Consider the following 26,759-nt stretch of genomic DNA (forward strand, 5'->3'; position numbering starts at 1 on the left):
GCCCGCTCAGTAGAGCGGGCCCCATTCTCGTTGCTGCCTCGGAGCAGCGAAATGCGTCAGTGCGGATGGCAGGTCAGAGCAGCGCTTCGACCGCCGCCACCAGCGCGGCGTCGTCGGGAGTGGTGCGCGGACGGAACCGGCCTGCCACCGTGCCGTCGCGGGCGATCAGGAACTTCTCGAAGTTCCACTGGATATCGCCGGCCGCACCTTCGGCGTCGGCCGTCTCGACCAGGCTCTGGTAGAGCGGATGCCTGCCCTCACCGTTGACCTCGGTCTTCTCCAGCAGCGGGAAATCCACGCCGTAGGTCATCGAGCAGAACTGCTGGATTTCCTCCGCGGTGCCCGGCTCCTGGCCCATGAACTGATTGCACGGCACGCCGACCACGCTGAATCCGCGGTCGCCGTAGCTCTTCTGGAGTTCGACCAGGCCCGAATACTGCGGGGTCAAACCGCATTTGGAGGCCACGTTCACCAGCAGCACGGCCCGGTCACCGACGAGTCCGGCGAGCGTGGACGGCTCACCGGACAGCGTGCGCACCGGAATGTCTCGAACGTTCACTCGTATCGCACCTGCCAATTCTTGATTCCGTTGATCCACCCCGAGCGCAACCGTACCGGATCGGCCACCGGGGTGATCTCGGGCATCGCGTCGGCGATGGCGTTGAACATCAGGTCGATTTCCAGCTTGGCCAGGTTGGCGCCGACGCAATAGTGCGCGCCGGTGCCGCCGAACCCGACATGCGGATTCGGGTCGCGCAGGATGTCGAAGGTGAACGGGTCGGTGAAGCCCTCTTCGTCGAAATTGGCCGAACTGTAGAACAGGCCGAGACGCTGACCCTTGGCGATGTGCTGACCGCCGAGGGTGAGGTCCTCGGTGGCGGTGCGCTGGAAGGCCGTCACCGGGGTGGCCCAGCGCACGATCTCATCCGGCGCGGTGCGTGGGCGCTGCTCCTTGTAGAGCTCCCACTGTTCGGGATGATCCACGAACGCCTTCATGCCGTGGGTGATCGCATTGCGGGTGGTTTCGTTGCCGGCGACAGCGAGCAGGATGACGAAGAATCCGAATTCGTCGGAGCCGAGCCCTTCCCCGTCGAGATCGGCGTTGACCAGCTGGGTGACGATATCGTCGACCGGATCGGCCCGGCGCTGCTCGGCCATATTCCAGGCGTAGCCGAGGATTTCGGCCGAGGCCATCGTGGAATCGCCGTATTCGGGATCGTCGTAGTTGAGCATCTGGTTCGACCAGTCGAACAGTTTGCGCCGATCCTCCTGCGGTACGCCGAGCAGTTCGGCGATGGCCTGCAACGGCAGCTCGCACGCCACCTGGGTGACGAAGTCCCCGCCACCGGTCTTCTTGGCCTCGTGCACGATCTTGGCGGCCCGTTCGGTCAGCGCCGCACGCAGCCCTTCCACGGCGCGCGGGGTGAACCCTTTGGAAATGATCCGGCGGATCTTGGAGTGCTTCGGCGGGTCCATATTGACCAGCAGCGCGCCGGTCACCTCCATCTGCTCGGGCGTGATATCGCCCGGCAACCGGATGATCGCGCCCTTGTCCTGCGAGGAGTACAGCTCCGGGTGCCGCGAGATCTCCTTGATATCGGCCAGCTTGCTGACCACCCAGAAACCGCCGTCGCGGAAACCGCCGGAGCTCTCATCGGATTGGGCGTTCCACCAGACCGGCGCGGTCCGGCGCAGCAGCGCGAATTCCTCGACGGGGCTGCGTTCGGCCCAGAGGGCGGGGTCGGTGAAATCGAATCCCGGGGGCAAGGTCGTTGTCATGGGGTGTCCTTTCTGGAATCGCTCACACGACCGTGAGTGGCAGCGGGATGCCGCGATCGGCGAAGGCGAAGCCGGCACCGGTACTGACCTTGGCGATCGCGACCTCGATGGCTTCCCGGGCCGGTTCGTCGGCCAGCGCGATCCTGGCCGTCCATGCGTCGTCGGACACGGCGGTCTCGCTGACGTGGAAGCATGGATTCACCCCGCGCACCATGGCATCGAGAGCCTTGGTGTGCTCGGCATCGATCAGGGCGGGCCACGCGCCGTCGGCGACGGCATCGCTGTGTTTCGGGAAACGCAGCAGCACGGTGGCGTCGTCGGCGTCCACCCGAATGCCGGTATAGGGCAACGGATTGAACGCCGGATGATGGCGCAGCACCTCGACCAGCGCGGGAAGATCTGTGCCGAGACCGAGCGCCTTGCGCAGCCGTTCCGAGGTCAGGCCGGCGATACCGGCGAACTGTTTGCGCAGGATGTCGAGCGCGGATTCCTCCTCCGTGCGCCGGCGCACCGCGATCGCGAAGGCGAGGGTGAGCAGATGGTGTTGCAGGCACACCTCATCGGCCAGCCGGATCAGCGCCGAACGGGAGAAATCAGCGAAACGGATATCGCTGAGCAGCGGACCCGCATAGTCGCCTCGCCCCTCCTCGCCGGGGTCGATGGCCGTCAACCGGGTGTGCGCCGCCGCCGACCCCGCGACCAGCTCCGCGCCCTCCGGAACCGGTGGCGGGATATGGGCCGCATCGATGGTGACCGTCCACGCGCACACCGGTGTCCGGTCGGCGGGCTCGCGTGGCGGGCGATGCACCGGCCGGACCTGGGCGTGCGGATTGGTCGCCAGGGCCGTGGCGTCGAAGGTGGGATCTTCGATGTCATGGCACATGGCGATCACGAAATCGGTGCCGAGCGGCTCGACGTCGGCCAGCGCGCCGCAATGGTCGAGCCAGAATTCGCCGTGCCGCTCGTCGTGCAGCCGGTACCGGAAATCCATGAATTGCGGCGGTGCGCCGATATCGAACTGGAGCCCTTTGAAAATGGTCTCCACGGTGTCGCCGGTGAAACCAAGGGCCCGCTGCATGCGACGGGTGTAGACCGGGCTGGCCAGCTGCCATTCGGTGATGGCCACCTCGGTCATGCCTTCGCGGCCGAAAGCGCCGATGGTGTGCGCCATGCCGGAGCGATCGATCAGATGCCCGCTCAACAGCAGTTCGGGCAACAGCGTCGCGAGCGTGTCCCGCGACAGGTCCGCGTAATTGCTCACTGGTTCGGACATGGGTTCACCACAGCGGGACCGGGGATTCACCGATGCGGTACCAGCCGGGCAGCGGCTTACCCGATACCGAACGCTGGATCCGCTTCTGCATGCCTTCGGTCAGCGCGTTCTTCTGGATCATCTCCATGAACAGCGCCGACACATTGCCGAAGTCGAAGAAGTCGCGCTGCCACGACCATTGGAAGTTGCCGCCGTAGCGGAACCAGCTGCCACCGATGCCTTGCGGGCTGTAGTGGCTGCCGTCTTCGCGGGTGGCGTCGGCGAGCTGCTTCCACAACCCGATCACATTCCCGGAACGCTCATCGATGACGAATTCCTGATACGGATACGTCCACCCTTCCAGCCCCTGCATTTCCTGCACCAGCGCCAGATCCCGGATCTCGTCGCGGCCGACGGCCATGAATTCCTGGGTCGGCCCGTAGTTCCAGCCGTAGGTGGCGTCCTCGGTGTACATCTCCGCCAGCGGCGCCCAGTCGCCCTTGTCCTCGCAGCTGCGGTTCGCCTCCACCCAGCGCTGCACCATCTCGTCGAGTTCCGCGCGATCGAAACCTGCCATCACCGTCTACCTTCCTGGGATTCGCCGGTCCCGCTGGGCGCGGGATCGGTGCCGGCGTCGTCGACGATCGACAACGCCTGGGTCGGGCAGTACCGCACTGCCCGTTCGATGTCCGGGCGGGCGGCGTCATCGGGGTTCTCGTTCTCGATGACGACCTGCCCGCGTTTGGGCACTGTGAAGACGCCGGGGGCCTCGTCCTGGCAGACCGCGTGCCCCTGGCACAGATCCAGATCGACCCGAATCCTCACGACCCCTCCTGCTCCCGCCGGGAGGTGCGGCGTTCCCGCAGCGGCGCCTCGGGCTGCACCTCCACCGACACCAGATGCGATCCGCGCGGCGTGCTCACCACCGCGACCACCGCGGCGGCCAGGTCCGAGGCCCGCAGCATGTACGGGTACCGGGCGAAACCCCAGTCCTTCCAGTCCTCGAGCAGCGGCCCGACCACCTCGGGGGTGGAGTTCATACCCATGCCGGTGAGCGTGGGCCCCGGCCGCACCATGGAGGCGCGGACGCCGCTGCCCTCCAACTCCATCCGCAACTGGGTCACCATGTTCTCCAACCCGGCCTTGGCCGCGCTGTAGGCGCCGGTGCGCGGTCGCGGCGCGGGCGCGCAGTCGGAGGTGATCAGCACCAGATCGCCGCGCTGACGATCCACCATTCCCGGCAGCACCCGATGCACCAGGCGATGGGCACCGATCAGATGAATCTGCACCTGCTGGGCGAAACGCTCCGGATCCATCTCCTCGATCAGCGAGAAGTCGATATCGCCCGCACCGGAGACCAGGATCTCGGCCGGTCCGTGCGCCTGTTCGCCGGCGGCGACGAAGGCGTCCACCGAGGCCGTATCGGTGACGTCGAGCCGGTGCGCGATCGCCTCACCGCCGTCGGCGCGGATCTTTCCGGCCAGCTCTTCGCACAGTTCGACGCGGCGGGCGCCGAGGGTGACCGGGTGCCCGAGTTCGGCCAGCGCGACGGCCGTGGCGGCGCCGATGCCGGAGGACGCGCCCGCGATCAGGGCGGGCCTGCGGGCGGGGTGGGGTTCGAAGCGCGGCATCAGCGCACCTCCTGTCTCAGGGGCTGGTGGGGTCTGGTGGGTGATGTCATCGGGGCCGCACCGTGATCGGGAGCCGGGCGAACCCGCGCACATTGGTCGAATGCACCCGCTCGACCTCCGCCTCGTGCACCTCATAGGTGCGGGTGCGGGCGGCGAACTCCTCGAGCGCGACGGTGGCCTCCAAGCGCGCCAGATGCGCGCCGAGGCAGAAGTGCACGCCCGCACCGAAACTCACCAGCGACCCCTTGTCGTTGCGTTCGATGCGGTAGCTGTCGGCGTCTTCGAACACCTCGGAATCCCGGTTGGCCGAGCCGATCGCGAGCAGCACTTTCGCTCCCGCCGGGATGACGCCGCCGTGCAGCGCGATGTCGACGGTGGCGGTGCGCGCCACGATCTGACTGGAGGTGTCGTAGCGCAGGGTCTCCTCGACCCAGTCGGTGACCAGCCCCGGATCGGCGGCGACCTTGGCGTACTCCCCCGGATTGTGCGCGCCCCAGTACAGGGCGTTGCCGAGCAGCTTGGTGGTGGTTTCGTTGCCCGCGACCACCATCAGGAACATGAAGCCGATGATTTCCTGATCGGTGAGCCGGTCGCCGTCGATCTCGGCCTCCAGCAGCGCGGAGGTGAGATCATCGAGCGGCTGCTTGCGGCGCTGGGCGACCATCTCGGTGTAGTAGCCGATCAGCGCGACCGAGGCCTCGATGGCGCCCATCGGCACATCGAGCACGCCGTCCTCGCGGTGCACCACCAGGTCGGCGAGCCTGCGGATCTCGGCGCGATCGGCGGCGGGCACCCCGAGCATCTCGGAGATGACGTCCATCGGCAGTTTGCCCGCGAAATCCTCGATCCAGTCGAGCTTCTCACCCGCGAAGCCAGGTTCCAGGTGTTCGAGGGTCAGCTCGCGGATGCGGTCGGTCATCTCGGCGACCCGTTTGGGCGTGAACCCCTTGAACACCAGTCGGCGCATCCGCATATGCCGCGGATCGTCCATGGCCAGAAACGACATCACGTGATGGGCGTGCGGCCCCCATGCGGCGGGATCCAGCGACACCCCGTTGGCGCTGGAGAGCCGGGTGGCGTCGCGGAAGCCGGCGAAGACGTCGGCGTGCCGGGACAGCGCCCAGAAATCCAGGTCGGGGTTGTAGTAGAGCGGCGCCTCGGTGCGCAGCCGCCGGTAGACGGGGTAGGGATCCTCGTGGAAGGCGTAGTCGTAGGGATCGAAGATCAGTGGTTCCACCGACGCGGCTTTCATCGCGTCCACCTCGCATTCGATAACCAGTTCTCACCTGAGATCGGGTCGTCGCCGTCCGGTAGAGACACATAGCTGGACATGTGTCTGGACGGTACCAGCGTCCCGGCCCGCCGACAACGATTCCGGCGGTTTAGCCAGCATGATTGCCATTCGGGCGCCGTATCCAATGAACAAAAGATGTTTCCTCCGTTCGCTACGGACAGCCGCAGGAACACGACCATTTCCTAGAACAGGTTCTTGCCTAATCGAAAGAGTCCGGACTATATTCCGTACACCTGTCCAGACACGTACGGAGTCGACTATGAACAGTCTGCTGTCCGCAGACGGTGCTCCCCTGCTGATCGGCGGAAAGCTGATCGACAAGGGCGGCGCCGGCGTCTTCAGCACCGTGAACCCGGCCACCGAGGAGGAACTCGGGCACGCCGCCGATGCCGACGCCGCCGATATGGACGCCGCCATCGCCGCCGCCCGCACGGCCTTCGACACCACCGACTGGTCCCGCGACCACGCCTTCCGCGCGCACTGCCTCACTCAGCTGCGCACCGCGCTCCAGGACAATGTCGAGCAGCTGCGCGAGATCACCGTCGCCGAGGCGGGCGCGCCCATCATGTTCACCCGCGGACCGCAGCTGGAAGGCCCGATCGCCGACCTGGATTTCGCCGCGAAACTGGCCGAGACCTACAGCTGGGAAACCGATCTCGGCGTCGCCGCGCCGATGGGCATCAGCACCCGCCGGGTGCTGCGACGGGAGGCGACCGGCGTGGTCGGCGCCATCACCCCGTGGAACTTCCCTCACCAGATCAATTTCGCCAAGCTCGGCCCGGCGCTCGCGGCAGGCAATACCGTCGTGCTCAAACCCGCGCCGGACACCCCGTGGTGCGCGGCGGCGGTCGGCCGGATCATCGCCGAGCACACCGATATCCCGGCGGGCGTGGTGAACATCGTGACCTCCGGTGATCACAGTCTGGGCGCACAGCTGAGCTCCGACCCGCGCGTGGACATGGTGAGCTTCACCGGCTCCACCGCCACCGGCCGCGCGGTGATGACGGCGGCCGCGGCCACCATCAAGAAGACCTTCCTCGAGCTCGGCGGCAAATCGGCGGCCATCGTGCTCGACGACGCCGATATCGGCGCGGCCGTCGGCGTCACCGCGTTCTCGGTGTGTGTGCACGCCGGGCAGGGCTGCGCGCTGACCACCCGGCTGCTGGTCCCCCGCGCCGCCTACGACCAGGCCGTGCAGATCGCCGCGACCACCATGGGCGGTATCGTCCCGGGCGATCCGTCGGCCCCGGGCACGGTCTGCGGGCCGCTCATCTCGGCCCGCCAGCGCGACCGGGTGGAACGCTATCTGGCGATCGCCCGCGACGAGGGCGGGCGCATCGTGACCGGCGGTGGACGCCCGGCCGGACGCGACCGCGGCTACTTCATCGAACCGACGCTCATCGCCGACGTCGCCCCCGACTCCACCATCGCCACCGAGGAGATCTTCGGCCCGGTGCTCGTGGTGATTCCCTACGACGGCGACGACGACGCCATCCGCCTGGCCAACGACTCCCCCTACGGCCTGTCCGGCGCGGTGTGGGGCACCGATCCGGAGCGCATCCGCCGCGTCACCGACGGCGTGCGCACCGGAACCCTCGGCGTCAACGGCGGCATCTGGTACTCCGCCGACGCACCGTTCGGCGGCTACAAGCAGTCCGGCATCGGACGCGAAATGGGCGTGGCCGGGTTCGAGGAATACCTGGAAACCAAGCTCGTCGCCACCGCCGAACCCAGCTGACCGCCCCCATCACTTCATCAGGAGCTCACATCATGGTCCGTTTCACCGGAAAGTCGGCCATCGTCACCGGAGCCGCGCGCGGCATCGGCGCCGCGTACGCCCAAGCCTTGGCCGCCGAGGGCGCCAATGTCGTGGTCGCCGACCGCAATACCGAACTCGGCACGGCGGTCGCGGAGAAGATCGTGGCCGACGGCGGCTCGGCCGTCTTCGCCGAGGTCGACGTCTCCGACCCCGAATCCGCCACGGCGCTGGCCGATTTCACGGTCAAGGAGTTCGGCGGCATCGACCACCTGGTCAACAATGCCGCCATCTACGGCGATATGAAGCTGGACCTGCTGCTCACCGTGCCGTGGGACTACTACCAGCGGTTCATGAACGTCAACCTCAACGGCGCGCTGATCATGACGCGTGCGGTCTGGCAGCACATGGCCGCCCGCGGGGGCGGGTCGATCGTCAACCAGTCCTCCACCGCGGCCTGGGTGTACTCGGGGTTCTACGGGCTGGCCAAGGTGGGTATCAACGGCCTGACCCAGCAGCTGGCCTTCGAGCTCGGCGGTTCGAAGATCCGGATCAATGCCATCGCACCCGGACCTATTGATACCGAAGCCACCAAAACGGTGACGCCGGGTGTCATCGTCGAGGACATGATCAAGCGGCTGCCGCTCAAGCGGATGGGCACCCCGGAGGATCTGGTCGGCGCCTGCCTGTATCTGCTGTCGGACGAGGCGAGCTGGGTCACCGGGCAGATCTTCAATGTCGATGGCGGGCAGGTGTTCCGGTCGTGAGCACGTCTGCGGACGGCGCCAGGATCGGCTTCATCGGCCTGGGGAACATGGGCGCCCCGATGGCGAAGCGGCTGCTGGAATGGCCGGGCGGGCTCACCGTCTGCGATACGCGGGCCGAGGCGGTGGCGCCGTTCACCGACGCCGGCGCCGAGTCCGCGTCCTCGGCCGCCGAACTCGCCGCCAAATGCGCGGTGATCTCGGTGGTCGTGGTCGATGACGCGCAGGTCCGTCAGGTCGTGGGTGAGCTGCTGGAGACCGCGGCGCCCGGCACCGTCGTCGCGGTGCACTCCACGATCAGCGATTCCACGGCGGTCGAACTGGCCGCCCGATGCGCCGAGCACGGGGTGGAACTGGTCGACGCGCCCGTCAGCGGTGGGGCGGTCGGCGCCAACCGGGGTGCGCTGGCGGTGATGGTCGGCGGCAGCGAGACGGCCTTCGCCCGGGTGCGCGAACCGTTCGGCTGTTTCGGCGACCTCGTCGTGCACGCCGGGCCGGTGGGTGCCGGAACTCGAATGAAGCTGGCCCGCAACCTGGTTCATTTCGTCGCCTTCACCGCGGCCACCGAGGCGCAGCGGCTGGCCGAGGGAGCGGGTCTGGACATCACCACCCTGGGCAAGGTGGTCCGCCATTCCGACGCGGTGACCGGCGGGCCCGGTGCCATCATGCTCCGCGAGCGCACCGGACCGATCGCCGAGGGCGATTTCTGGCTGCCGATCATGGCCCACGTGCGCGACCTCGGCGACAAGGATCTGGCCTTGGCGCTGGATCTGGGCAAGCGGCTCGGCATCGACCTACCGCTGGCCGCCCTGGCTCGCGAGCACCTCGGGCCCGGTCTCGGTGTCCCGCAGGCGCCCGGCCGGCCGACCGAGACGGAGAGCCGATGACCTCGACATCAACCCACGCGCCGGCGCCATCGCACGCTCCGGCTCCCACGACCATGGAGATGCGCGCATGAGCGAGCCCACCGCCAACGGCACCGAACCCACCGTGCGTGAACGCGGCCTGGCGAAGATGGAGGAGGTGTACGGCACCCCGTTCCAGGACTATCCCAGCGACCATTTCGCGATGACCGCCGACCACCTGTTCGCCAATGTCTGGTCCCGGCCGGGCCTGAGCATCCGCGACCGCAGGCTGGTGCTGCTCGGCGCGCTCACCGCGCAGGGACTGATGGACACCGCGGCCATCCAGATCGGCGCGGCCCTGCGCAACGGTGAACTCACCGAGGAGGAACTGCACGAGATCGCGCTGTTCCTGTGCCACTACATCGGCTGGCCGACCGGCAGCAAGCTCGACATCTCGATCACCACGATCGTCGGGCAGCAGAAGAAGGCGGCGCGGGAGAAGCAGAAGCAGCAGGAGTCGTCCGCCGAACCGCCGAAGCCATGAGACAGCCGGGCCGCGAGATCGCGCCACACAGTGGGACAACACCTGGACACTCGGCGGCGCGGGGCACACGATGGCTCGAATCGGCACGCTCACGACCACGATCGTGGGGTCCAGGCCATAGACGTCGACGCATCCACGCCGCGGCACCGGGCGTCGACTCGGCGCCGACATCACCCACGGCGGCAGGTGCGGCCGGGGCGAGCCGGGCACTCGGTGCGCACCCGTGCGGCCCGCGCGGACACAGATTTGTGAGGAGTACACAGCATGGCTGAATCGACACCGACCACCGTTCGCCCGCTGCCGGTGACGGAGGTGGCGAGCTGGGATCACACGGCCGACGTCGTCGTCGCCGGGTACGGCATCGCCGGGGTCTGCGCCGCCATCGAGGCCGCGCGCGCAGGCGCGAGTGTGCTGATCCTGGAACGCACCGGCGGCTGGGGCGGTGCGGCCGCGCTGGCCGGCGGATTCATCTACCTCGGCGGCGGCACCCCGTTGCAGCGGGCGCTCGGCTTCGACGACACCCCGGAGAACATGGCGAAATTCCTGCTCGCCGCGCTCGGACCGGGCGCGGATCGGGACAAGATCGTCGACTACTGCGAGGGCAGCGTCGAACACTACGAGTGGCTGGTGGCCAACGGGGTGCCGTTCCGTGAGGCGTTCTGGGCCGAACCCGGCTGGGAGCCGCCGCACGACGAGGGTCTGATGTACACCGGCGGCGAGAACGCGGCGCCGTTCAACACCATCGCCGAACCCGCTCCGCGCGGTCACGTTCCACAGATGGCCGATAAACGCACCGGGGAGAAGGGCGGCGGCTACATGCTCATGAAGCCGCTGGCCGAGACCGCCGAAAAGCTCGGCGTCGGCGTCGAATACGACATCCGGATCCAGCGTCTGGTGGTCGACGGCGAGCGGGTGGTCGGCGTGATCGCCAAACGCTACGGCAAGCAGGTCGCCATCCGCGCCGACCGCGGTGTGGTGCTTGCCACCGGTAGTTTCGCCTACCAGCAGCAGATGATCGAGGGGTACGCACCGCGGTTGATCGGGCGGCCCGCCGCCGCCATCGAGGAACACGACGGCATCGGCATCCGGGTGGCCCAGGCCCTCGGCGCCGAGCTGGCCCATATGGACGCCACCGAGGTCGCGTTCTTCGGTGATCCGCAGCTGCTCGCGCGCGGCATCCTCGTCAACGGGCGCGGTCAGCGCTATATCGCCGAGGACACCTATCCCGGCCGGATCGGCCAGGCCACCCTGATCCAGCAGGACAATCAGGCCTATCTGATCATCGGCGAGGCCGCCTACGAAAAGGCCCTGACCACCGAGACTTCCACGCCGTTCTTCCGTCAGCCACCCACCTGGGCCGCGGAAACGGTGGCCGAACTCGAAGCCGACATGGGACTGCCCGCGGGTGCGCTCACCTCGACGGTCGAGGTGTACAACCGGCACGCCGCCGAAGGCGCCGATCCGCTGCTCGGTAAGAAGCCGGAATGGCTGATGCCGATCGAGGGCCCGGTGGCAGGCTTCGATATGCGTGGGTTCACCGCGGGATTCACCCTCGGCGGGCTGCGCACCGATCTGGACAGCCGGGTGCTGCACGTCGACGGCACACCCATCGCCGGACTGTACGCGGCCGGGCGCTGCACCTCCGGGATCTGCGCCGGCGGCTACGTCAGCGGGGCCTCGCTCGGCGACGGCAGCTTCTACGGACGCCGCGCGGGCATCGCCGCGGCCAAGAACTGAGAATGTAGTATCCAGACACATGTCCGAAGGCGATTCCATCATCCTCGAGGCGACCCGGCGTCGCCTCACCGAGAAGCAGGCCGACACCGTCGACAAGCTGACCAAGGCGGCGGTGGAGGTACTCGCGCGCGAAGGATTCGCGGGGATGACCATCCGGATGGTCGCCGCGGCGGCCGGGGTCGGCACGGCCACCGCCTACACCTACTTCTCCTCCAAGGAACATCTGGTCGCCGAGATCTTCTGGCGGCGGCTGGCGGCCTCACCGTCGCCGGTCAGCGACGACCCCGACCCCAAGGTCCGGGTGGTCGCCGAACTGCGCAATATCGCCATGCTCGTCGCCGATGAGCAGCAGGTGTCGGGCGCGGTGACCAGCGCGCTACTCGGCCGCGACCCGGATGTGGCGCATCTGCGCGGCCGGATCGGCGGCGAGATCCGCAAACGGATCGTGCGCGCGCTCGGTCCCGACGCCGACGACGATGTCGTCGAATCGCTGGAACTGCTCTACGCGGGCGCGCTGGTGCGTGCGGGCATGGGATACGGCTCGTATTCTGAAATCGCCGACCGCATCGAGAAATCCGCGTTGCTCATCCTCGGCTGAACCTCACCGGACCGACCTCACCCGAACGGAAATCGCCGTGCCGACACAACGCCCACCCAGACTCGATTCGCCGCTGGTACCGAAGATCATCAAGCTCATGTCGCGCGCGCATGTGTGGGTGTACAAGCGCAGCGGCGGCCGGATCGGCGGGACCTGGCGAGTCGGGGCGGCCTTCCGCAAACCCGCGCCCAATCTGCTGCTCGAACATCGAGGACGCAAGTCCGGCAAGCTGTTCACCACACCGCTGGTGTACCTCGAAGACGGCGCGAATCTGGTGGTCGTCGCCTCGCAGGGCGGGCTGCCGAACAACCCGCAGTGGTACCACAATCTGGTCGCCGACCCCGACGCCGCGGTGCAGATCGGCACCGAACGCCGGCTGGTGCGCGCGCACGTCGCCGACGACGCCGAACGTGCCCGTTTGTGGCCGATGCTGGTCGACCTGTACGCCGATTTCGACAGCTACCAGTCCTGGACCGACCGAAAGATTCCGGTGGTCGTGCTCGAACCCCGGTAATCCGGCTGCCCTGGGCGAGAAATCCGACCGTAGTCGGATCTATCCGGCCCGTTCACCCGATAGCGTGGACTACGACGTCGACAGAAGGGGCGGGTTCATCGATGAGCACGAGAACGGTCGCGCGGCAATGCACGCTGTGTGAGGCGCACTGCGGAATTCTGGTCACGGTCGAAGACGAGCGGGTCACCCGCATCGAAGGCAATCGCGAGGATGTGCTGTCGAAGGGTTACATCTGCCCGAAGGCCACCGCGATGGGCGGGCTACACCACGACCCGGACCGGCTGCGCACGCCGATGCGACGCGTCGGCGAACGCTTCGAACCGATCGGCTGGGACGAGGCATTCGACGAGATCGGCCGGCGACTACGCGCGATCCGCTCCGCCCACGGCCCGAGCGCCGTCGGCATGTACATGGGCAACCCTGCCGCGCACAGCACCTCGGTGCTCTACGGCGGCCTGCTGCGCGCGGCCCTGATGACGAGGAACTTCTTCTCCGCCTCCTCGATCGACCAGTTCCCGCAGGAATTCACCGCCTGGCGGATGTTCGGCTCCAATGTGCTGATGCCGGTCGCCGACATCGACCGCACCGACCGGCTGGTGATCCTCGGCGCCAACCCTGCGGTCTCGAACGGATCCATCACCACCATGCCGGGTGCGAAACAGCGCATCCGCGATGTGCGCGCCCGCGGCGGCAGCGTCGTCGTCATCGACCCGCGGCGCACCGAAACCGCGCGGCTGGCCGACGAACACGTCGCCGTGGCACCGGGCGGCGATGTGTATCTGCTGCTCGGCATGCTGCACGTCCTGGTCACCGAGGGCCTGTGCGACGAACGCGCGGTACGCGAACAGTGCGCGGGCTGGGAACGGTTGCGCCGCTTGGTCGCCGAGACCACCCCGGAATCCATGGCGCCGCACGCCGGCGTCGACGCCGACACCATCCGGCGCCTGGCCCGCGACCACGCGGCCGCGCCATCGGCGGTGCTCTACGCCAGGATCGGGGTGTGCCAGCAGGTCACCGGCACGCTGACGCACTGGCTGGTCAACACGATCAACGCCGTCACCGGCAATCTCGACCGGGCAGGCGGCCAGATGTTCGGCAGCCCACCGGTCGACGCCGCGCGCTACGCGAAATACCTGCCGATGGGCCACGGAGCGTGGACCGACCGCTCCGGCGCGCACAAATCCTTCCGCAGCGAACTACCCGTCGGTGTGCTGGCCGACGAGATCCTGACCGAGGGACCGGGGCAGATCAAGGCGATGATCACCTACGCCGGGAACCCGGTGCTGTCCACACCGCAGGGCGGGCGACTGGAAGCCGCGCTGTCGTCGCTGGATTTCTATGTCGCCGTGGACATGTACATCACCGAGACCACCCGCCACGCCGACATCATCCTGCCGCCAGTGTCGCCGCTGGAACGCGAGGAACTCAACATCCTGTTCCCAGTGTTCAGCGTGCGCAACAACGCCCGCTACGACGCCAAGGTGTTCGACCCGCCCGCCGGCGCCATGGAGGATTGGCAGATCCTGGCGCGGCTGATCACCGAGGTGGTGCCGCTGCCCGTCCGCCGGCTCACCGGGCGGGCCGTCAACGCGGTGTTCGCGCAATTGAGTCCGCAACGCATGATCGCCGGCGCCGTCGCGACAGGCCCGTACGGTGTCCTGCGCAAGGGCCGTAAAGGGTTGACCATCAAGCGGATCCGGGAGGCCCCCGGCGGCCTCGACCTGGGCCCATTGCGGCCGCGGCTGCCCGAACTCATCGGCACCCGCGACCACAGGGTGCAACTCGCGCCGCCGGATTTCCTGCGCGCCATCACCTCCATCCTGGACGACGCCGCAGCCGGTCAGGCACTCACCGCACCCGGCGAAGGCTTCGACCTCAAACTCATCGGCCGCCGCCACCTGCGCAGCAACAACTCCTGGCTGCACAACATCCCCGCGATGATGAAGGGCCGCGACCGCTGCACCGTGCTCATGCACCCCGACGACGCCACCGAACGCGGTCTCACCGAAGGTGATTCGGCGACGGTTGCCTCCCCCATCGGCGCGATCACCCTGCCGGTCGAGATCAGCGACGACATCCGCCGCGGCGTCGTCGCCATCCCGCACGGCTGGGGCCACGGCGCGCCCGGCGTCGGCTGGAGCGTGGCCGCCGCCCAGCCGGGCGTCAACGTCAACCTGCTACACGACCCCTCGCTGACCGACCCGCTCTCGGGCACGGCGGCGGTGAACAACACCTGGGTGCGGGTGAGTCCGGTATCGACCGAAGCGGCTCGCCCGACCGGCGAATCAGAGGCCATCGCAACACCCACGTAAGTCCGGGGAAGCGCTACGCCTGCTGGTTCTCACCACCGCCTCCGCTGATGTGTGCCCATGCCTGACGAACCGTCTTCAATGCGGTCTCGGCCGTCACCGTAAGCCGAGTTTGGCCAGCCAGCTGCGAATTCCATTCGTGAACGTCGGGTGGCCGTTCGAATAGGTGTGAACCGGGCAACCTGTTGGTCGGCCCATAGCGCCGATAGAGATTCCCCGCCGCGTCATCGATCGCTCCGATGCGCGAAAGTGCCCACAAGTCCCACAGATCGCGTGGTGCGCGACGGTTGTGCCAAGTCGCGGTCTTCCCTGCCGCAAAAGCAGGCAGCGTCGGCACAAGCAGGGTGGCAGCCGCAACGTCCTGATAGCGCTGTTCGAGACTGCGGCGTTCAGTCGGCCACAGGATGCGATCATGCGACGACAGCAGCTGGACCTTGACATTCAGTCCACTTGCAGAGCGAAGGTTGGCGGCGATGGTATCGGGGACATCACTGAGTGATGGCGCCCACTCGAGCCGACCGTACTGTCGAGCGACAGCGCGCGGCAGCGTGGCGTCGAGTTCCCGCGCGAGCGCAGTCCTGTTTCCGACCGCAACAAGATCGATGTCTTCGCTGAGCCTCCCTTGCGGGAGGTGGGTGCGTGCGAGTGCCGTTCCACCGATGAAATGGAGGCGGTCGCCAAATCGGTCACTGATCACCGCGAGGATATGGGAGATGAGATGGTCCCGTTCGACTTGCTCTGGCGACACACCGAAGACAGCTGCGACAGTATCTCGTTCGTCGATATTCACGACCGCATCCCAGCCCAGTCTTCGGCGCGCCGAAGCGCGGCCGTCGAGTTCTGCTCGGCGGCGAGTTGCGCAAGTCGCACGAGATCGCTGCTCTGGTAGAGAGCAGCGACGGCGGTGGGCACATCTGCTCCTGCATTGCCGAGCTGCGGGCGTCGAGCGAGATCCAGCACAGTCTGCTCGCGCGTGGTCGTCAATGCGGATCCGAGAGGAGTCTCGATGCGCTCTGCGTCGAGTGCATCGGTATCTCGTCGGACGAACCGAACCACGGCGGGGCGGTCGGTGAGCGCTATCGGCCGATGTTGGCTGGGAACTGCGATTAGCCCGGTAGCCAGTCCGCGGGGTATCGCCCCGAACACACGGGCGGCACTGACCCCCATCAGGACGACCCGATCCGGTCCGTAGATAGTCGAGGCGATACCTGCCGACACGGCCTCCAAGCCTGGTATCCAAGGACGGCCGACATGCTCCTGCGGGACCACCACGTAGTAACCACGCGCCACCCGGTGCAGAACACCACGCTCGGCGAGCCGCGCGAACTCGGGACGGGGATAGGCATATGTTTCCGTGGCGTCCTGGGGCCGGACGGTCCGAAGTGGTGCCCGTCCCAGATCCGGCGGCAGCGGAGAACCCTGTCGTGAAGCCATACCCACCTCCTCGGAGTATGCGTTACGTAGGCTGTAACCCTACGAAATGCATACTCTCCACGCAAGTCGCGCCGTGGACCGTACGGCTCTCGTCTGAGCACGCCGATCGCCCTACGATTCAGGCCGAGCTGGGAACATTCGCACGCTCGGCGCCCAGCGTGGTGTCGGGCCCGTGCCCGGTATGCACCACCGTCGGTCCCGGCAGCGCGAACAACCGGTCGTTGATCGAGGCCAAGATGGTCGGGTAGTCCGAATACGAGCGGCCGGTGGCACCCGGTCCACCCTCGAAAAGGGTGTCGCCGCTGAACAATTCGCCGAGATCGGGCAGGTAGAGGCAGCAGGAACCCGGGGAATGGCCCGGGGTGTGCAGCACCTCGAGGTGCGCGGTGCCCACCGGGATCCGCTGACCGTCGCCGAGCGCGGTGTATTCCAGGCCCGGATGGGTCTGCTGCCACAGCACATCGTCGTCGGGATGCAGGTAGATCGGTGCGCCGGTGGCGGCCGACAGCTGCGGGGCGACGGTGACGTGGTCGTTGTGGGCGTGCGTGCACACGATCGCGGTGACGCGCCTGCCCGCCACCGCGTCCAGGATCGGGCGGGCGTCGTGGGCGGCGTCGATGATCAGCACCTCGCTGTCGTCGCCGACCAGCCAGATGTTGTTGTCCACATCCCAGCAGCCGCCGTCCAGGCAGAACTGGCCGGAGGTGACGATGCGCTCGACCCGGGTCACAGCATGACCACCGAACGCAGCACCTTGCCGCCGTGCATGGTGTGGAACGCCTCTTCGACGGCGTCGAGCCCGATTCGTTCGGTGACGAACTTCTCCAGCGGTAACCGGCCCTGCCGGTACAACTCGATCAGCGTGGGGAAATCGCGTTCGGGCAGGCAGTCGCCGTACCAGGAGGATTTGAGCGCACCACCGCGGCTGAAGAAATCGATCAGCGGCATCTCGAGGGTCATGTCGGGAGTCGGCACACCGACGAGGACGACGGTGCCCGCCAGGTCGCGGGCGTAGAACGCCTGCTTCCAGGTCTCCGGGCGGCCGACCGCGTCGATCACCACGTCGGTGCCGAAACCGCCGGTGAGTTCCTGGATTTCGGCGACCACGTCGGCGCTGGAGGCATCGATGGTGTGGGTGGCGCCCAGTCCACGGGCCGCGTCGAGCTTGCTCGGGTCGCGGTCGACGGCGATGATCGTCGTCGCGCCCGCCAGCCGGGCGCCCGCGATCGCCGCGTCACCGACGCCGCCGCAGCCGATGACGGCCACCGAATCACCGCGGCCCACATTGCCGGTGTTCATCGCCGCGCCGAGCCCCGCCATCACGCCACAACCGAGCAAGCCGGCGACCGCCGGATCGGTATCGGGGTCGACCTTCGTGCACTGGCCCTCGTGCACCAGCGTCTTGTCCGCGAACGCCCCGATCCCGAGGGCCGGGGTGAGTGCGGTGCCGTCCTCGAGCGTCATCGGCGTGCTGGCATTGAAGGTGTCGAAGCAGTACCAGGGCCGCCCGCGTTTACACGCCCGGCACTGCCCGCAGACCGCGCGCCAGTTCAGCACCACGAAATCGCCCACCTCGACATGCGTGACGGCCTCCCCCACCGTCTCCACGATCCCGGCCGCCTCATGTCCGAGCAGGAACGGGAACTCGTCGTTGATGCCGCCCTCGCGGTAGGTCAGATCGGTGTGGCACACCCCGCAGGCCTGCACCCGCACCACCACATCGTTGGGCCCGGGATCCGGGATCACGATCGTGACGAGTTCCACCGGAGCACCCGATCGACGGGCGATGACACCTCGGACGTTCTGCGGCACGATCTCTCCTCTCTGCGCGGCGCGGCCCGGGCGGGCCACAGCTATCACCGTAGCCGGGCGCACGCACAGAACCGCCCTACCCGCGCCTCGAGTCCCGTTGACCGGAACAGCGCTCGGACAGGTGTCCATCAACATAGCCGCACCCACAGCACCGCCCACACAGCGGTCAGCGCGTCACGGCTCACCGAGCTGCTCGAACGCCCACCGCGCATAGGTGTTCTCCGGTTCCACGGTGATCACATCGGCTACCGCCACCAGGCGATCGGGCACAGCGCCGTCGAAATGCGCCGCACTGGGCACCACCACGGCTTCGGCGTCCAAGCTGCGCACCACATTGATCAGCCGGGTCACCGGCTCATCGGTCAGCGCGCTGAACACGACCGTCTTGGCCAGTTCGTACCCCAACCGCTTGGCCAGGCTCCGAATCCGGATCTCATCCCAGTCCTGCGCCACCCCGCAGACATCCCGCCGCACATACCCGATCGCCGTCGGCCGCCGCCACATCCGAACCCTCCGTTCACCCCGTTGGCAGGCACCCGACGCCGAGGGCTCGACACCCGGCGTCGCGTGCTGGAAGACGAGGTTATGGACCAGATTTCGACCGACCAAGAAGTTTGCTCGAGCTTGCGTCACCTATTGAAATCCCTGGCAACCCGGATCGGGTACCTCCACACTGGGGATCGCACGACGCACACTGACGCACATCTTCGGATGGAAGGATTGGCTATGCGGTTGCGTTTCCTGGGCAAGGGTGGTTCGAACACGAACGGCTGCCCGTCGCTGTACGTCACGGATCAGGAGTCGTATCTGATCCAGGGCTGGGTTACCGGACGATCCGGAACAGTGGAGATCCCGCACTTGCTGCTGGGGTTCACCGAACCGGATACCTTCGTCGGATCGGCCATGCTGGATACGGGCCGCGGCACATTCACCGTATCCGGCCGGCCGGTGACCGATGACGAGACACTCGGGCAGCTGGACCTCGCCGAGGATGAGATCGCAATAGAAGTACCGATGAACCGGAGGACCTTCTACGGTGTTGCTGCTGAGCGGTAAAGATTTCGACGAATTATTCCACGGGTGCAGGCAGGAAGCCTTCCATCTCGAAGTGCAGGATTCCTACGCGGTCGAAGGCGAGTCGGTGCCGTTCCGCAGATTCTTGAACGGGGAGACCGACGACTACCGGTGGATGCAGTCCTGGCTGACCATGGTCCGCGAAATCACCGCACGAGGAGCCGGGCTGCGCCGGGCGCGGGTGGTGACGGTACCGCACACCGATTATGTGCGATGGTCGCTGGAAGTCGCTCGGCAGAACATCGCGGCAGGTGAAGAAATCCGCTACCTCGCGCGTGATGAGATCGACCCGAGCCTCTTGACCTCGGATGATTGGTGGTTGTTCGACAATGCCACCGTCGCCTTCACGGCATTCGAGCCGAACGGCCGACTGGCGGGCGGCGCAGTCACCCACGATCCCCGAATCGTTGCCCTGTGCAGGGAGGTCCGCGATACGGTGTGGGGCCTCGCCCGACCGCACGCCGAGTACATCGACCGGTGACGGAATCAGCTCACGAAGCGCACGAGGCCCTCGGTCTTCGGCTCCGGGAACTGCGGCGTGACGCCGGACTGACCGGCCGCAGACTCGCACAGCTGGCAGGTTGGCATGAGTCCAAGGTGTCGAAGATCGAATACGGCAAGCAGGCTCCGTCCGAGGCCGACCTGCGAACCTGGTGCGCGCACACCGGAAGCCACGATCAACTGCCGGATCTCATCGCCACCTTGCGCAATATCGAGGCTGCATACATGGAGTGGCGCAAGATCCTGGGTACCGGTACTCGCCGGCGGCAGAAGCTGGCTGTCAAACTCGAACAGGACACCACGTGCACCCGCTGGTTCGAGCCGTTGGTGATTCCGGGGCTACTCCAGACCCCGGAGTACGCGCAGTGGATCCTCCAGAAGGTCACCGGGTTCTATTCGACCCCCGACGATGTCGACGCCGGGGTTTCCGCTCGGATGGAGCGACAACGCGTCCTCTACCACGGAAACCATCGGTTCTGGTTCGTCATCGCCGAGCAGGTTTTGCGGACCATGGTCGGTGATAACGAGATCATGCTCGGACAACTCGATCGGCTACTGACACTGATGTCGTTACCCCGGATATCACTCGGCATAGTTCCCGCCGATGCGACGTATGAGGCGCCGATTATCAACGGATTCGTGATGTTCGACAATCGGTTGGTACAGGTCGAAACCATCTCCGCCGAATTGAATGTGACCCAGCCGCGCGAAATCGCGCTCTACGGCCGCGCCTTCAGCATCCTGGCCGACCAGTCGGTGACCGGTGCCGATGCTCGGGAACTGATCCGGCGGGCGATCGAGGCGCGGCGGTGACGTTCACGCCCCGGTCCACCGCCGCGGCACCCGGCCTGGATTCGGCCGCCGATTTACAGCACGCCCCATGCTTGCAGCAGGTAGGTGACGTTGGCAGCGATGTTTGTGACGACGTTCGCCAGGTTCAATGCCGACGATCCGAGATCGATGATGTTCACAAATCCTCCTCATACGGCCCCGACCTCTACCCAAGGTAGCCAGATCGGAAACGTCTGACATCCGCCCAACGGATGAATCGCACGGATGATCCGCCGAGTCCGGATGGCCGACGAGATCGACGCCACAGGCACGGCCGCAGGTGAGCGGTTGCGTGGTCCGGCGTGAGACGTAACCGGTGCCGATCCGATAGCTGGGAAGCGCCCATTTCGTCTCGGTCACAGGCCGTAGAGCAATGCTCCGGAACATCACGATGACGACCGGTTCACCTGTCACCGGGAGCTGTCGAGCGGTGCCTCCCCGGACGGGTGCACGAATCGAAACGCGGCGTAATTGTCGACCGGCACGAAACCGAGGCCGCGATAGAGGCGGTTGGTGAGTTCGTTGCCGGTATCGGCGAACAGGCAGACCTCGACCGACTCGTCCCTGATCACCTGCGACACATGGGCGGTGAGCGCACTCGCGTAGCCCTTGCCGCGGGCCGCCGGCGGCGTGAACACCGGACCGATGCGCGACCAGCCGAACGACGGGAGCTGGCGGGCGACCAGGCTCACGGGTTCGCCGCCGTCTTCCCACAACCACCACGATCCCGCGCGGATCCGTTTGCGCAGTGCCTCCTCCGACGGCGCGCCCGCCGGGATGCCGGTCTCGACACGCATGGCCGTCATCCAGGACATGCACAGGTCCAGATCCGCTTCGGTGGCCTGACGGGCTGTACCGGGCACCGTGGGTGCGACGAGATCACCCAGGCGGTACAGCGTGGTGGCGAAGGCGGGAACGGGATCGCCGCCCAGCACCGTGCACCAGCGCTCGGCGAAGGCCTCGGCGACGGCGGTGGGGCCTTCCACCCCACCGGCTTCCGGTGAGGTGGTGGCGAAGGTGTCGGCGACGGCGGCGATGACGTCCGGCGAGAGCGCGCCGAGATAGATATCGCGATGGCCGGCCCGCATGGCGATGCCGGTGGCATCGGCGCCGCGCGCGGTAACGAAGACCGGCGGCACCGGCGGGCTGTCCAGCCCGGAGGCGATGTTGTTGATGGTGGTGGCGATCACCGTGTGCCGCAAGGGATCCTGTCGCAGCACCGCGCCGGCCGACTCACGGAACCGGACGGCGTCGCCGGTGGTCTCGATGTCCATGGAACCCAGGCTAGGCAACGAAGCCTGGTGCGTGCCCGCGTTTTTCGGCGGACTCGCCGGTCAGCTCGAGGCCGCGGTACCAGCCGCGTCGGCCCGCAGTTTGAGCAGGATCAGCCCGGCCGTGCAGGCCAGAATGAGTCCGGCGACGGTGATTTCGACGTGCAGACCCGCGATGCCGAGAATCGCACCGACGAGCCCACCGATGAAGAACACCCAGGCCAGCACCCGCGACAGCACGGCGGGTACGGCACGCGAGGGTGTGCCGCCGAGATTCGGCGACGGCGCCGTGGCCGGGGTGGCCGCGGCGGACAGTGGGGTGGTCGAAGAAGCTCCCATCATCTACTCCTCGATGACGCCGTTCTGAGTAATTCCGTGCGCGCCAACCGCTCGATGCGCTCTCATCCAGGTTTCAGGCGTCTCACGCGTAACTTGCATCACATACGCTACGACCACAACCAGTGGATTCTGCCGCACCCGGCTGCGCAACACGCCGAGGTGACCAGTTCGTTATCTGACCTAACAACGTTTCAGAGCAGGTCTGTGGTAGCCGATCGGCTACCGGCACATGCGGATAGCGCCCACCACCATCTGGCCGGGACCGCCCGGCTCGTCTAGGGTGAGCGCGACTCGTACTTACCCAGGAGCGTCACCGATGGAGAGCAACAGGGCGAAAATCGTCGGTCCGGTAGCGGCCGCCGGTGCCGTGTCCCTCGGTCTGGTCCTCATCGGCGCCTGCGGCGTCGGGCACGACGACACCTATGTGGCGCCGCCGCCGATCCGGTCCGGCCCGAATGCCCCGGCGCCTGTCGTCGAGGGCACCACCATCACCGCCTCGAAGGTCGTCATCCCACCCTCGCCCACCTGGAAGATCGCACCCGATCCCGGCCCGCGCCGCACCCTGCCCGCGCACTGGACCACCGAGATCCCCGGCGAGGATTCCAGCGACAGCGTCGACCAGGACTCCGAATCCACCACCCGCCGCCCCCGGCCGCAGCGGAACACGACGACGGAACCGCCCGTGACCAGCGAGGACTGGGAGCCCACCAGCACCCCGACCACGCGCCCGGCGCGCACCACCCGCCCGCTGCCGACCTACGAACCCGACAGCGCCGATCGGGAAACCCCGGACCCGGAGACGACCACCTTCACCCGGCCGACCACCCGGCCCGCCTACACCGAACTCCCGGGCACCGGACTACCGGAATCGGAATTCCCGCAGCCGACTCCGCGCGCACCGCACGTCCTGCCGACGCCCTCAGCCGGCGAGAACTGATTCGACCCGTCGCGGCGCCGTCATCCGGCGCCCCGGAGGTATCGCGGCTACGGACCCTTGCGCATCGCCCTTGTGTTCGACGAGGGCGGAAGTCGCTGCCCGTCACCCGGACCATGAACGGCGAACAGCCCCGGTGATTGCACCGGGGCCGCCCTACCGCTGAACCGCTTACAGTTCCGGCAACTCGTAGTTACCCACCTGCGACGCGAGCACATTGAGGTGCTCGAGCCCGCCGCCGAGCGTGCGCTCGATGGCGGTCAGGCGAGCGACGTAATGACCCACCGGGTACTCGGCGGTGACACCGATACCACCGTGCATCTGGATGGCCTCCTGGCCGACGTGCCGCGCGGACCGGCCAACCTGCAACCGGGCCCGCGAGATCGTGACCGCGTCGTCCTTACCGTCGGCCAGCGAAGCGGTGAGGTACAGGCTCATGCTGCGCGCCAATTCCAGCGACACATACATATTGGCCGCGCGCTGGGTCAGCGTCTGGAACTTCGACAGGGTGACGCCGAACTGCTTGCGCGTCTTCAGGTATTCGGTGGTCAGCCGCAGAGCCTCCTCCATGGCGCCGATGGATTCGGCGCACAACCCGGCCTGCGCCTGCGCGAGCACCGACCGCACCGCGGTGGCGGAGTCGGCGTTGTCGCCGAGCAGCTCACCGGGGCTGGAGTCGAATTCGAGCTGGGCGCCGCGCTGTCCGTCGACGGTGGCGTAGGAGGTGCGGTTGACCCCCTTGGCGTCGGCGGCGACCAGGAACAGCCCGACGCCGCCGTCCGGCAGGGTCGCGCTCACCACGAACTCGTCCGCGCAGTCACCGTGCGCGACCGGATTCTTCACCCCAGCGAGCACATACCCATCACCCTGCGGCACCGCGCGCGTGGTGATCTCGGCCGAGGGCCAGCGGATGCCCGGTTCGGCGTGCGCGAAGGCCAGCAGCTTGTTGCCCGCGGCCAGCTCCGGCAGGATCCGCTGCCGCTGATCGGCGGTACCCGCCGCGGCCACCAGCCCACCGGGTACGAGCACCGCGTCCAGAATCGGTTCCGGCGCGAGCCTGCGCCCGACCTCTTCCAGCACCAGCATGGTCTCCACCGGGCCGGCGCCCATGCCGCCGTCCTCCTCGGTGAAGCTCAACCCGAGTACGCCGAGTTCGGCCAGCTGACGCCACACATCGCGGCTCCAGCCGAGCTCGGTCTCGGTGACCTTCAGCCGGGTTTCGGAATCGTAGGTGCGGGCCAGCAGTTCGCGGACGGTGTCGCGCAGCATGACCTGTTCATCGGTGAGATCGAAATCCATGGTGTCGCCTCACAATCCGAGGATCGTGGAGGCGATGATGGTGCGCTGCACCTCGCTCGAACCTCCGTAGATGGTTGTCTTGCGATAGTTCAGATAGCCGGGGCCGCTGCGCTGAGCCCAGCCGGGCGAGGCGATATCGTCCGCGCCGACCGGAAGCGCGTCGGGGCCGGCGATGTCGAGCAGCAGCTCGGTGGCCGCCTGCTGCAATTCCGAACCACGCAGCTTCAACACCGACGACGCCGGATTCGGCTTGCCGTCGGAGGAGTTGGAGACCACCCGCAGCTGCGTCAGCTCCAGCGCCAGCAGTTCGTTCTCCAGGTCGGCCACCCGCGCGGCGAACAGCGGATCGTCGAGCAGGGTGCCCGAACCCGACCGGGTGGCGGCGGCGTACTCCTTGGCCACACCGATCTTGACCTTGGTGCGGCCGACGCCGGTGATGCCGGTGCGCTCGTTGCCGAGCAGGAACTTCGCGTAGGTCCAGCCCATGTTCTCCTCACCGACCAGCTGATCGGCGGGCACCCGGACGTTTTCGAAGAAGACCTCGTTCACCTCGTAGCCGCCGTCGATCAGCTTGATCGGGCGGATGGTGACGCCGGGCGACTTCACGTCGAAGAGCAGGAACGAGATACCCGCCTGCTTCTTCGACGCGGTCGGGTCGGTGCGGACCAGGCAGAAGATCCAGTCCGCGTACTGGGCCAGGGTGGTCCAGATCTTCTGGCCGTTGACGATGTAGGAATCGCCGTCGCGCACCGCGGTGGTGCGCAGCGAGGCCAGGTCCGAGCCGGCATCGGGTTCGGAGAAGCCCTGGCACCACCAGATGTCGAGCGCGGCGGTCGGCGGCAGGAAGCGCTGCTTGAGCTCTTCGGAACCGAAGTGGGCGATCACCGGGCCCACCATCTGGGCGTTGAACGTCAGCGGCTCCGGCACGCAGGCCAGCTGCATCTCGTCCTGCCAGATGTGGCGCTGCATCGGCGTCCAGTCCTTGCCGCCCCAGGCCACCGGCCAGTTGGGCACGGCGAGGCCGTTGTCGTTGAGGATCTTGTGCGCTGTGACGATGTCCTCGCGTGACAGTTCGTGGCCGTATTTGACCCGGTCACGGATGTCGGCGGGGATCTCGTTGCGATAGAACGTGCGCAGCTCGTCGCGGAAGGCGACGTCGTCGGGGGAAAGGGCTAGTTTCATACGCATCTCCCTGCGTGTCTCGTATCTCCCGGACCAAACTACCCCCTGGAGATCGTGCATTGTCGAGTGGATCACAACCGGGCGACACGCGTGCCCGCGCTCATACGGCCTGATCTGCGCTATCGCCGAGAGCAACCCCGGCGAACGGCTGCCACCCCTGGTACGTTGCTGCACGGGACGCGGGCCGTCCCATGGTTCGGATCGAGGGAGTTGAGTCAGTGAACGGCAGAACCATCGCACGTGTGACCGCGGCCACCGCTTGCCTGGCAGCAGGCGCCGCCCTGACGTTCACCGCGACGGCCACCGCCGATCCGGCGCCGACCCCGGTCGAGAAGGGACTGACCGCCCTCGCCGATCGCGCCGAGGGCGACAAGGCCGCCACCGCCGGCGTCGGCGCCCTGCGCGAGTACACCAACCTGGTCGACGTGGCGAAACTGCGCGAGATCAACGGCGTCTTCGCCCCCTTCGCCTACCCGGCGCCCACCTTCGGCTGCGGCGTCAACGGCCTGGTCACCACGATCATCGGCGCGGGCACGGCCAACGGTCCCGCCGCCAATGTCGGCGTCAACAGCGCGCCGGGCACCCTCACCTTCCACGCCACCCCGGCGCATTCCGGCGTCCCGCTGTCCTCGGGTCTCGTGGTGGCGTGGGTGAACATCAACAACGGCGCCAGCGGCATCGACATGCTCGACGAGCGCACCGACCTCGGCACCCCGGCGCTGGCCAAGTCCGTGAACAGCGGACCGGGCACGGTGCTGGCCTCGATGTGGGGCACCATCGACTACCCCGGCGCACGCTGCGTCATGATGCCGACCGTCGGCACCTTCTCGGTGGCCGAGCAGCCGGTGCAGCTGCCGCCGCCGCCCGCCGAGAGTCCGGCTCCCGCGCCCGCACCTGCTCCGGCGCCCGCCGAGTCCGGCAACGCCGGTTCCGGGCAGGCGGCGGTCGCCCCGCCCGCCCCCGAGGCCGCGCCCGCTCCGGCGCCCGCGCCTGCGGCGACCAGCGCCCCGGCCAAGCCTCAGGTGCCCGCGGGTACTCAGGTGCAGGGCGGTCACTGAC

At 67.5% G+C, this 26,759-nt stretch carries 29 protein-coding genes; 13 read left to right on the forward strand and 16 right to left on the reverse strand.

Annotated elements, in window-relative coordinates; genetic code table 11:
• Positions 1-73: 73 nt before the first annotated feature.
• Genes FEK34_RS19225 through FEK34_RS19255 form a run of 7 tightly spaced genes read right to left on the reverse strand, consistent with a single transcriptional unit; the run spans position 74 to position 5,914 of the window.
• The gene (locus tag FEK34_RS19225) at positions 74-559 is read right to left on the reverse strand and encodes a glutathione peroxidase (RefSeq protein ID WP_138449461.1); all 486 of its coding nucleotides are present in this window, start codon (positions 557-559) and stop codon (positions 74-76) included.
• Positions 556-1,779 (reverse strand): cytochrome P450, encoded by a 1,224-nt coding sequence (locus tag FEK34_RS19230; RefSeq protein ID WP_138449463.1) that lies wholly within the window; start codon positions 1,777-1,779, stop codon positions 556-558. The genes FEK34_RS19225 and FEK34_RS19230 overlap by 4 nt, the downstream gene beginning before the upstream one ends.
• 22 nt (positions 1,780-1,801) lie before the next feature.
• The gene (locus FEK34_RS19235; RefSeq protein ID WP_138449465.1) at positions 1,802-3,052 is read right to left on the reverse strand and encodes a hypothetical protein; all 1,251 of its coding nucleotides are present in this window, start codon (positions 3,050-3,052) and stop codon (positions 1,802-1,804) included.
• Positions 3,053-3,056: 4 nt separating this feature from the next.
• Positions 3,057-3,608 carry a nuclear transport factor 2 family protein gene (locus FEK34_RS19240; protein ID WP_138449467.1) on the reverse strand — a complete coding sequence of 184 codons (552 nt, stop codon included), beginning with the start codon at positions 3,606-3,608 and terminating at the stop codon, positions 3,057-3,059.
• Positions 3,608-3,856 carry a ferredoxin gene (locus FEK34_RS19245; RefSeq protein WP_138449468.1) on the reverse strand — a complete coding sequence of 83 codons (249 nt, stop codon included), beginning with the start codon at positions 3,854-3,856 and terminating at the stop codon, positions 3,608-3,610. The genes FEK34_RS19240 and FEK34_RS19245 overlap by 1 nt, the downstream gene beginning before the upstream one ends.
• Positions 3,853-4,662: an SDR family oxidoreductase gene (locus tag FEK34_RS19250; protein ID WP_138449470.1), complete on the reverse strand. Its 810-nt coding sequence runs from the start codon at positions 4,660-4,662 to the stop codon at positions 3,853-3,855. Before FEK34_RS19250 ends, FEK34_RS19245 begins: the two co-directional genes overlap by 4 nt.
• Before the next feature lie 46 nt (positions 4,663-4,708).
• Positions 4,709-5,914 (reverse strand): cytochrome P450, encoded by a 1,206-nt coding sequence (locus FEK34_RS19255; RefSeq protein WP_138449472.1) that lies wholly within the window; start codon positions 5,912-5,914, stop codon positions 4,709-4,711.
• A gap of 301 nt (positions 5,915-6,215) precedes the next feature.
• Between FEK34_RS19255 and FEK34_RS19260 the strand changes: the two genes are divergently transcribed.
• The 8 genes from FEK34_RS19260 (at position 6,216) to FEK34_RS19295 (ending at position 15,026) form a co-directional block, all read left to right on the forward strand.
• Positions 6,216-7,694 (forward strand): aldehyde dehydrogenase, encoded by a 1,479-nt coding sequence (locus FEK34_RS19260; RefSeq protein ID WP_138449474.1) that lies wholly within the window; start codon positions 6,216-6,218, stop codon positions 7,692-7,694.
• A gap of 32 nt (positions 7,695-7,726) precedes the next feature.
• Complete coding sequence (locus FEK34_RS19265; RefSeq protein WP_138449476.1) at positions 7,727-8,479, forward strand: SDR family oxidoreductase; 753 nt, start codon at positions 7,727-7,729, stop codon at positions 8,477-8,479.
• Positions 8,476-9,363 carry an NAD(P)-dependent oxidoreductase gene (locus FEK34_RS19270; protein WP_138449478.1) on the forward strand — a complete coding sequence of 296 codons (888 nt, stop codon included), beginning with the start codon at positions 8,476-8,478 and terminating at the stop codon, positions 9,361-9,363. The genes FEK34_RS19265 and FEK34_RS19270 overlap by 4 nt, the downstream gene beginning before the upstream one ends.
• Before the next feature lie 67 nt (positions 9,364-9,430).
• On the forward strand, positions 9,431-9,865 hold the full coding sequence (locus FEK34_RS19275; protein WP_138449480.1) for a carboxymuconolactone decarboxylase family protein: 435 nt from the start codon (positions 9,431-9,433) through the stop codon (positions 9,863-9,865).
• 264 nt (positions 9,866-10,129) lie between these two features.
• Positions 10,130-11,602: an FAD-dependent oxidoreductase gene (locus tag FEK34_RS19280; protein ID WP_138449482.1), complete on the forward strand. Its 1,473-nt coding sequence runs from the start codon at positions 10,130-10,132 to the stop codon at positions 11,600-11,602.
• A 19-nt stretch (positions 11,603-11,621) separates the two neighbouring features.
• Positions 11,622-12,200: a TetR/AcrR family transcriptional regulator gene (locus FEK34_RS19285; protein WP_130917605.1), complete on the forward strand. Its 579-nt coding sequence runs from the start codon at positions 11,622-11,624 to the stop codon at positions 12,198-12,200.
• 37 nt (positions 12,201-12,237) lie between these two features.
• Entirely contained in the window at positions 12,238-12,714 is a 477-nt protein-coding gene (locus FEK34_RS19290) for a nitroreductase family deazaflavin-dependent oxidoreductase (RefSeq protein ID WP_138449484.1), read from the forward strand.
• Between the two features lie 101 nt (positions 12,715-12,815).
• Entirely contained in the window at positions 12,816-15,026 is a 2,211-nt protein-coding gene (locus FEK34_RS19295; RefSeq protein WP_138449486.1) for a molybdopterin oxidoreductase family protein, read from the forward strand.
• Between the two features lie 13 nt (positions 15,027-15,039).
• Here FEK34_RS19295 and FEK34_RS19300 read toward each other — a convergent pair whose 3' ends face one another.
• The 5 genes from FEK34_RS19300 to FEK34_RS19320 all read right to left on the reverse strand — a co-directional run bounded on the left by FEK34_RS19300 (position 15,040) and on the right by FEK34_RS19320 (position 18,773).
• Positions 15,040-15,813 (reverse strand): nucleotidyl transferase AbiEii/AbiGii toxin family protein, encoded by a 774-nt coding sequence (locus tag FEK34_RS19300; RefSeq protein ID WP_138449489.1) that lies wholly within the window; start codon positions 15,811-15,813, stop codon positions 15,040-15,042.
• Positions 15,810-16,457, reverse strand: a complete 648-nt coding sequence (locus FEK34_RS19305; RefSeq protein ID WP_138449493.1) for a type IV toxin-antitoxin system AbiEi family antitoxin domain-containing protein — start codon at positions 16,455-16,457, stop codon at positions 15,810-15,812. Before FEK34_RS19305 ends, FEK34_RS19300 begins: the two co-directional genes overlap by 4 nt.
• Before the next feature lie 118 nt (positions 16,458-16,575).
• Positions 16,576-17,187, reverse strand: coding sequence for an MBL fold metallo-hydrolase (locus FEK34_RS19310; RefSeq protein WP_138449497.1), 612 nt, complete (start codon positions 17,185-17,187; stop codon positions 16,576-16,578).
• Positions 17,184-18,269, reverse strand: coding sequence for an S-(hydroxymethyl)mycothiol dehydrogenase (locus FEK34_RS19315; protein ID WP_138449501.1), 1,086 nt, complete (start codon positions 18,267-18,269; stop codon positions 17,184-17,186). Before FEK34_RS19315 ends, FEK34_RS19310 begins: the two co-directional genes overlap by 4 nt.
• Before the next feature lie 174 nt (positions 18,270-18,443).
• Positions 18,444-18,773: a hypothetical protein gene (locus FEK34_RS19320; RefSeq protein ID WP_138449503.1), complete on the reverse strand. Its 330-nt coding sequence runs from the start codon at positions 18,771-18,773 to the stop codon at positions 18,444-18,446.
• 63 nt (positions 18,774-18,836) lie between these two features.
• On the opposite strand from FEK34_RS19320, the gene FEK34_RS19325 reads away from it, so the two are divergent.
• The 3 genes from FEK34_RS19325 to FEK34_RS19335 are packed head-to-tail and all read left to right on the forward strand — an operon-like array spanning position 18,837 to position 20,657.
• Positions 18,837-19,325 (forward strand): hypothetical protein, encoded by a 489-nt coding sequence (locus tag FEK34_RS19325; protein ID WP_249359390.1) that lies wholly within the window; start codon positions 18,837-18,839, stop codon positions 19,323-19,325.
• Positions 19,306-19,824, forward strand: a complete 519-nt coding sequence (locus FEK34_RS19330) for a DUF6879 family protein (RefSeq protein ID WP_138449507.1) — start codon at positions 19,306-19,308, stop codon at positions 19,822-19,824. The genes FEK34_RS19325 and FEK34_RS19330 overlap by 20 nt, the downstream gene beginning before the upstream one ends.
• The gene (locus tag FEK34_RS19335) at positions 19,821-20,657 is read left to right on the forward strand and encodes a helix-turn-helix domain-containing protein (RefSeq protein ID WP_138449511.1); all 837 of its coding nucleotides are present in this window, start codon (positions 19,821-19,823) and stop codon (positions 20,655-20,657) included. Before FEK34_RS19330 ends, FEK34_RS19335 begins: the two co-directional genes overlap by 4 nt.
• Positions 20,658-21,085: 428 nt before the next feature.
• On the opposite strand, the gene FEK34_RS19340 is transcribed toward FEK34_RS19335, so the two are convergent.
• Positions 21,086-21,949 carry a GNAT family N-acetyltransferase gene (locus tag FEK34_RS19340; RefSeq protein WP_138449514.1) on the reverse strand — a complete coding sequence of 288 codons (864 nt, stop codon included), beginning with the start codon at positions 21,947-21,949 and terminating at the stop codon, positions 21,086-21,088.
• A gap of 60 nt (positions 21,950-22,009) precedes the next feature.
• A complete protein-coding gene (locus FEK34_RS19345; protein ID WP_138449516.1) occupies positions 22,010-22,285 on the reverse strand; it encodes a hypothetical protein in 276 nt (91 codons plus the stop codon).
• 316 nt (positions 22,286-22,601) lie between these two features.
• On the opposite strand from FEK34_RS19345, the gene FEK34_RS19350 reads away from it, so the two are divergent.
• Positions 22,602-23,222: a hypothetical protein gene (locus FEK34_RS19350; RefSeq protein WP_138449518.1), complete on the forward strand. Its 621-nt coding sequence runs from the start codon at positions 22,602-22,604 to the stop codon at positions 23,220-23,222.
• A gap of 168 nt (positions 23,223-23,390) precedes the next feature.
• Here FEK34_RS19350 and FEK34_RS19355 read toward each other — a convergent pair whose 3' ends face one another.
• Together FEK34_RS19355 and FEK34_RS19360 are read right to left on the reverse strand one after the other, a co-directional pair.
• Positions 23,391-24,518 carry an acyl-CoA dehydrogenase family protein gene (locus tag FEK34_RS19355; RefSeq protein WP_138449520.1) on the reverse strand — a complete coding sequence of 376 codons (1,128 nt, stop codon included), beginning with the start codon at positions 24,516-24,518 and terminating at the stop codon, positions 23,391-23,393.
• A gap of 9 nt (positions 24,519-24,527) precedes the next feature.
• On the reverse strand, positions 24,528-25,700 hold the full coding sequence (locus tag FEK34_RS19360; protein WP_138449522.1) for an acyl-CoA dehydrogenase family protein: 1,173 nt from the start codon (positions 25,698-25,700) through the stop codon (positions 24,528-24,530).
• A 242-nt stretch (positions 25,701-25,942) separates the two neighbouring features.
• On the opposite strand from FEK34_RS19360, the gene FEK34_RS19365 reads away from it, so the two are divergent.
• Positions 25,943-26,758 carry a hypothetical protein gene (locus FEK34_RS19365; RefSeq protein ID WP_249359392.1) on the forward strand — a complete coding sequence of 272 codons (816 nt, stop codon included), beginning with the start codon at positions 25,943-25,945 and terminating at the stop codon, positions 26,756-26,758.
• The last annotated feature ends 1 nt before the right edge of the window (position 26,759 follow it).

The organism is Nocardia cyriacigeorgica (assembly GCF_005863245.1).
In the GTDB taxonomy this organism is placed as follows: domain Bacteria; phylum Actinomycetota; class Actinomycetes; order Mycobacteriales; family Mycobacteriaceae; genus Nocardia; species Nocardia cyriacigeorgica_C.

Bases quoted from the DNA above. Each gene is read 5' to 3' on its own strand.
- FEK34_RS19230 (WP_138449463.1), bottom strand. From the start codon at position 1,779: ATGACAACGACCTTGCCCCCGGGATTCGATTTCACCGACCCCGCCCTC.
- FEK34_RS19235 (WP_138449465.1), bottom strand. From the start codon at position 3,052: ATGTCCGAACCAGTGAGCAATTACGCGGACCTGTCGCGGGACACGCTC.
- FEK34_RS19240 (WP_138449467.1), bottom strand. From the start codon at position 3,608: ATGGCAGGTTTCGATCGCGCGGAACTCGACGAGATGGTGCAGCGCTGG.
- FEK34_RS19250 (WP_138449470.1), bottom strand. From the start codon at position 4,662: ATGCCGCGCTTCGAACCCCACCCCGCCCGCAGGCCCGCCCTGATCGCG.
- FEK34_RS19255 (WP_138449472.1), bottom strand. From the start codon at position 5,914: ATGAAAGCCGCGTCGGTGGAACCACTGATCTTCGATCCCTACGACTAC.
- FEK34_RS19260 (WP_138449474.1), top strand. From the start codon at position 6,216: ATGAACAGTCTGCTGTCCGCAGACGGTGCTCCCCTGCTGATCGGCGGA.
- FEK34_RS19265 (WP_138449476.1), top strand. From the start codon at position 7,727: ATGGTCCGTTTCACCGGAAAGTCGGCCATCGTCACCGGAGCCGCGCGC.
- FEK34_RS19275 (WP_138449480.1), top strand. From the start codon at position 9,431: ATGAGCGAGCCCACCGCCAACGGCACCGAACCCACCGTGCGTGAACGC.
- FEK34_RS19280 (WP_138449482.1), top strand. From the start codon at position 10,130: ATGGCTGAATCGACACCGACCACCGTTCGCCCGCTGCCGGTGACGGAG.
- FEK34_RS19285 (WP_130917605.1), top strand. From the start codon at position 11,622: ATGTCCGAAGGCGATTCCATCATCCTCGAGGCGACCCGGCGTCGCCTC.
- FEK34_RS19295 (WP_138449486.1), top strand. From the start codon at position 12,816: ATGAGCACGAGAACGGTCGCGCGGCAATGCACGCTGTGTGAGGCGCAC.
- FEK34_RS19305 (WP_138449493.1), bottom strand. From the start codon at position 16,457: ATGGCTTCACGACAGGGTTCTCCGCTGCCGCCGGATCTGGGACGGGCA.
- FEK34_RS19320 (WP_138449503.1), bottom strand. From the start codon at position 18,773: ATGTGGCGGCGGCCGACGGCGATCGGGTATGTGCGGCGGGATGTCTGC.
- FEK34_RS19340 (WP_138449514.1), bottom strand. From the start codon at position 21,949: ATGGACATCGAGACCACCGGCGACGCCGTCCGGTTCCGTGAGTCGGCC.
- FEK34_RS19345 (WP_138449516.1), bottom strand. From the start codon at position 22,285: ATGGGAGCTTCTTCGACCACCCCACTGTCCGCCGCGGCCACCCCGGCC.
- FEK34_RS19350 (WP_138449518.1), top strand. From the start codon at position 22,602: ATGGAGAGCAACAGGGCGAAAATCGTCGGTCCGGTAGCGGCCGCCGGT.
- FEK34_RS19355 (WP_138449520.1), bottom strand. From the start codon at position 24,518: ATGGATTTCGATCTCACCGATGAACAGGTCATGCTGCGCGACACCGTC.
- FEK34_RS19360 (WP_138449522.1), bottom strand. From the start codon at position 25,700: ATGAAACTAGCCCTTTCCCCCGACGACGTCGCCTTCCGCGACGAGCTG.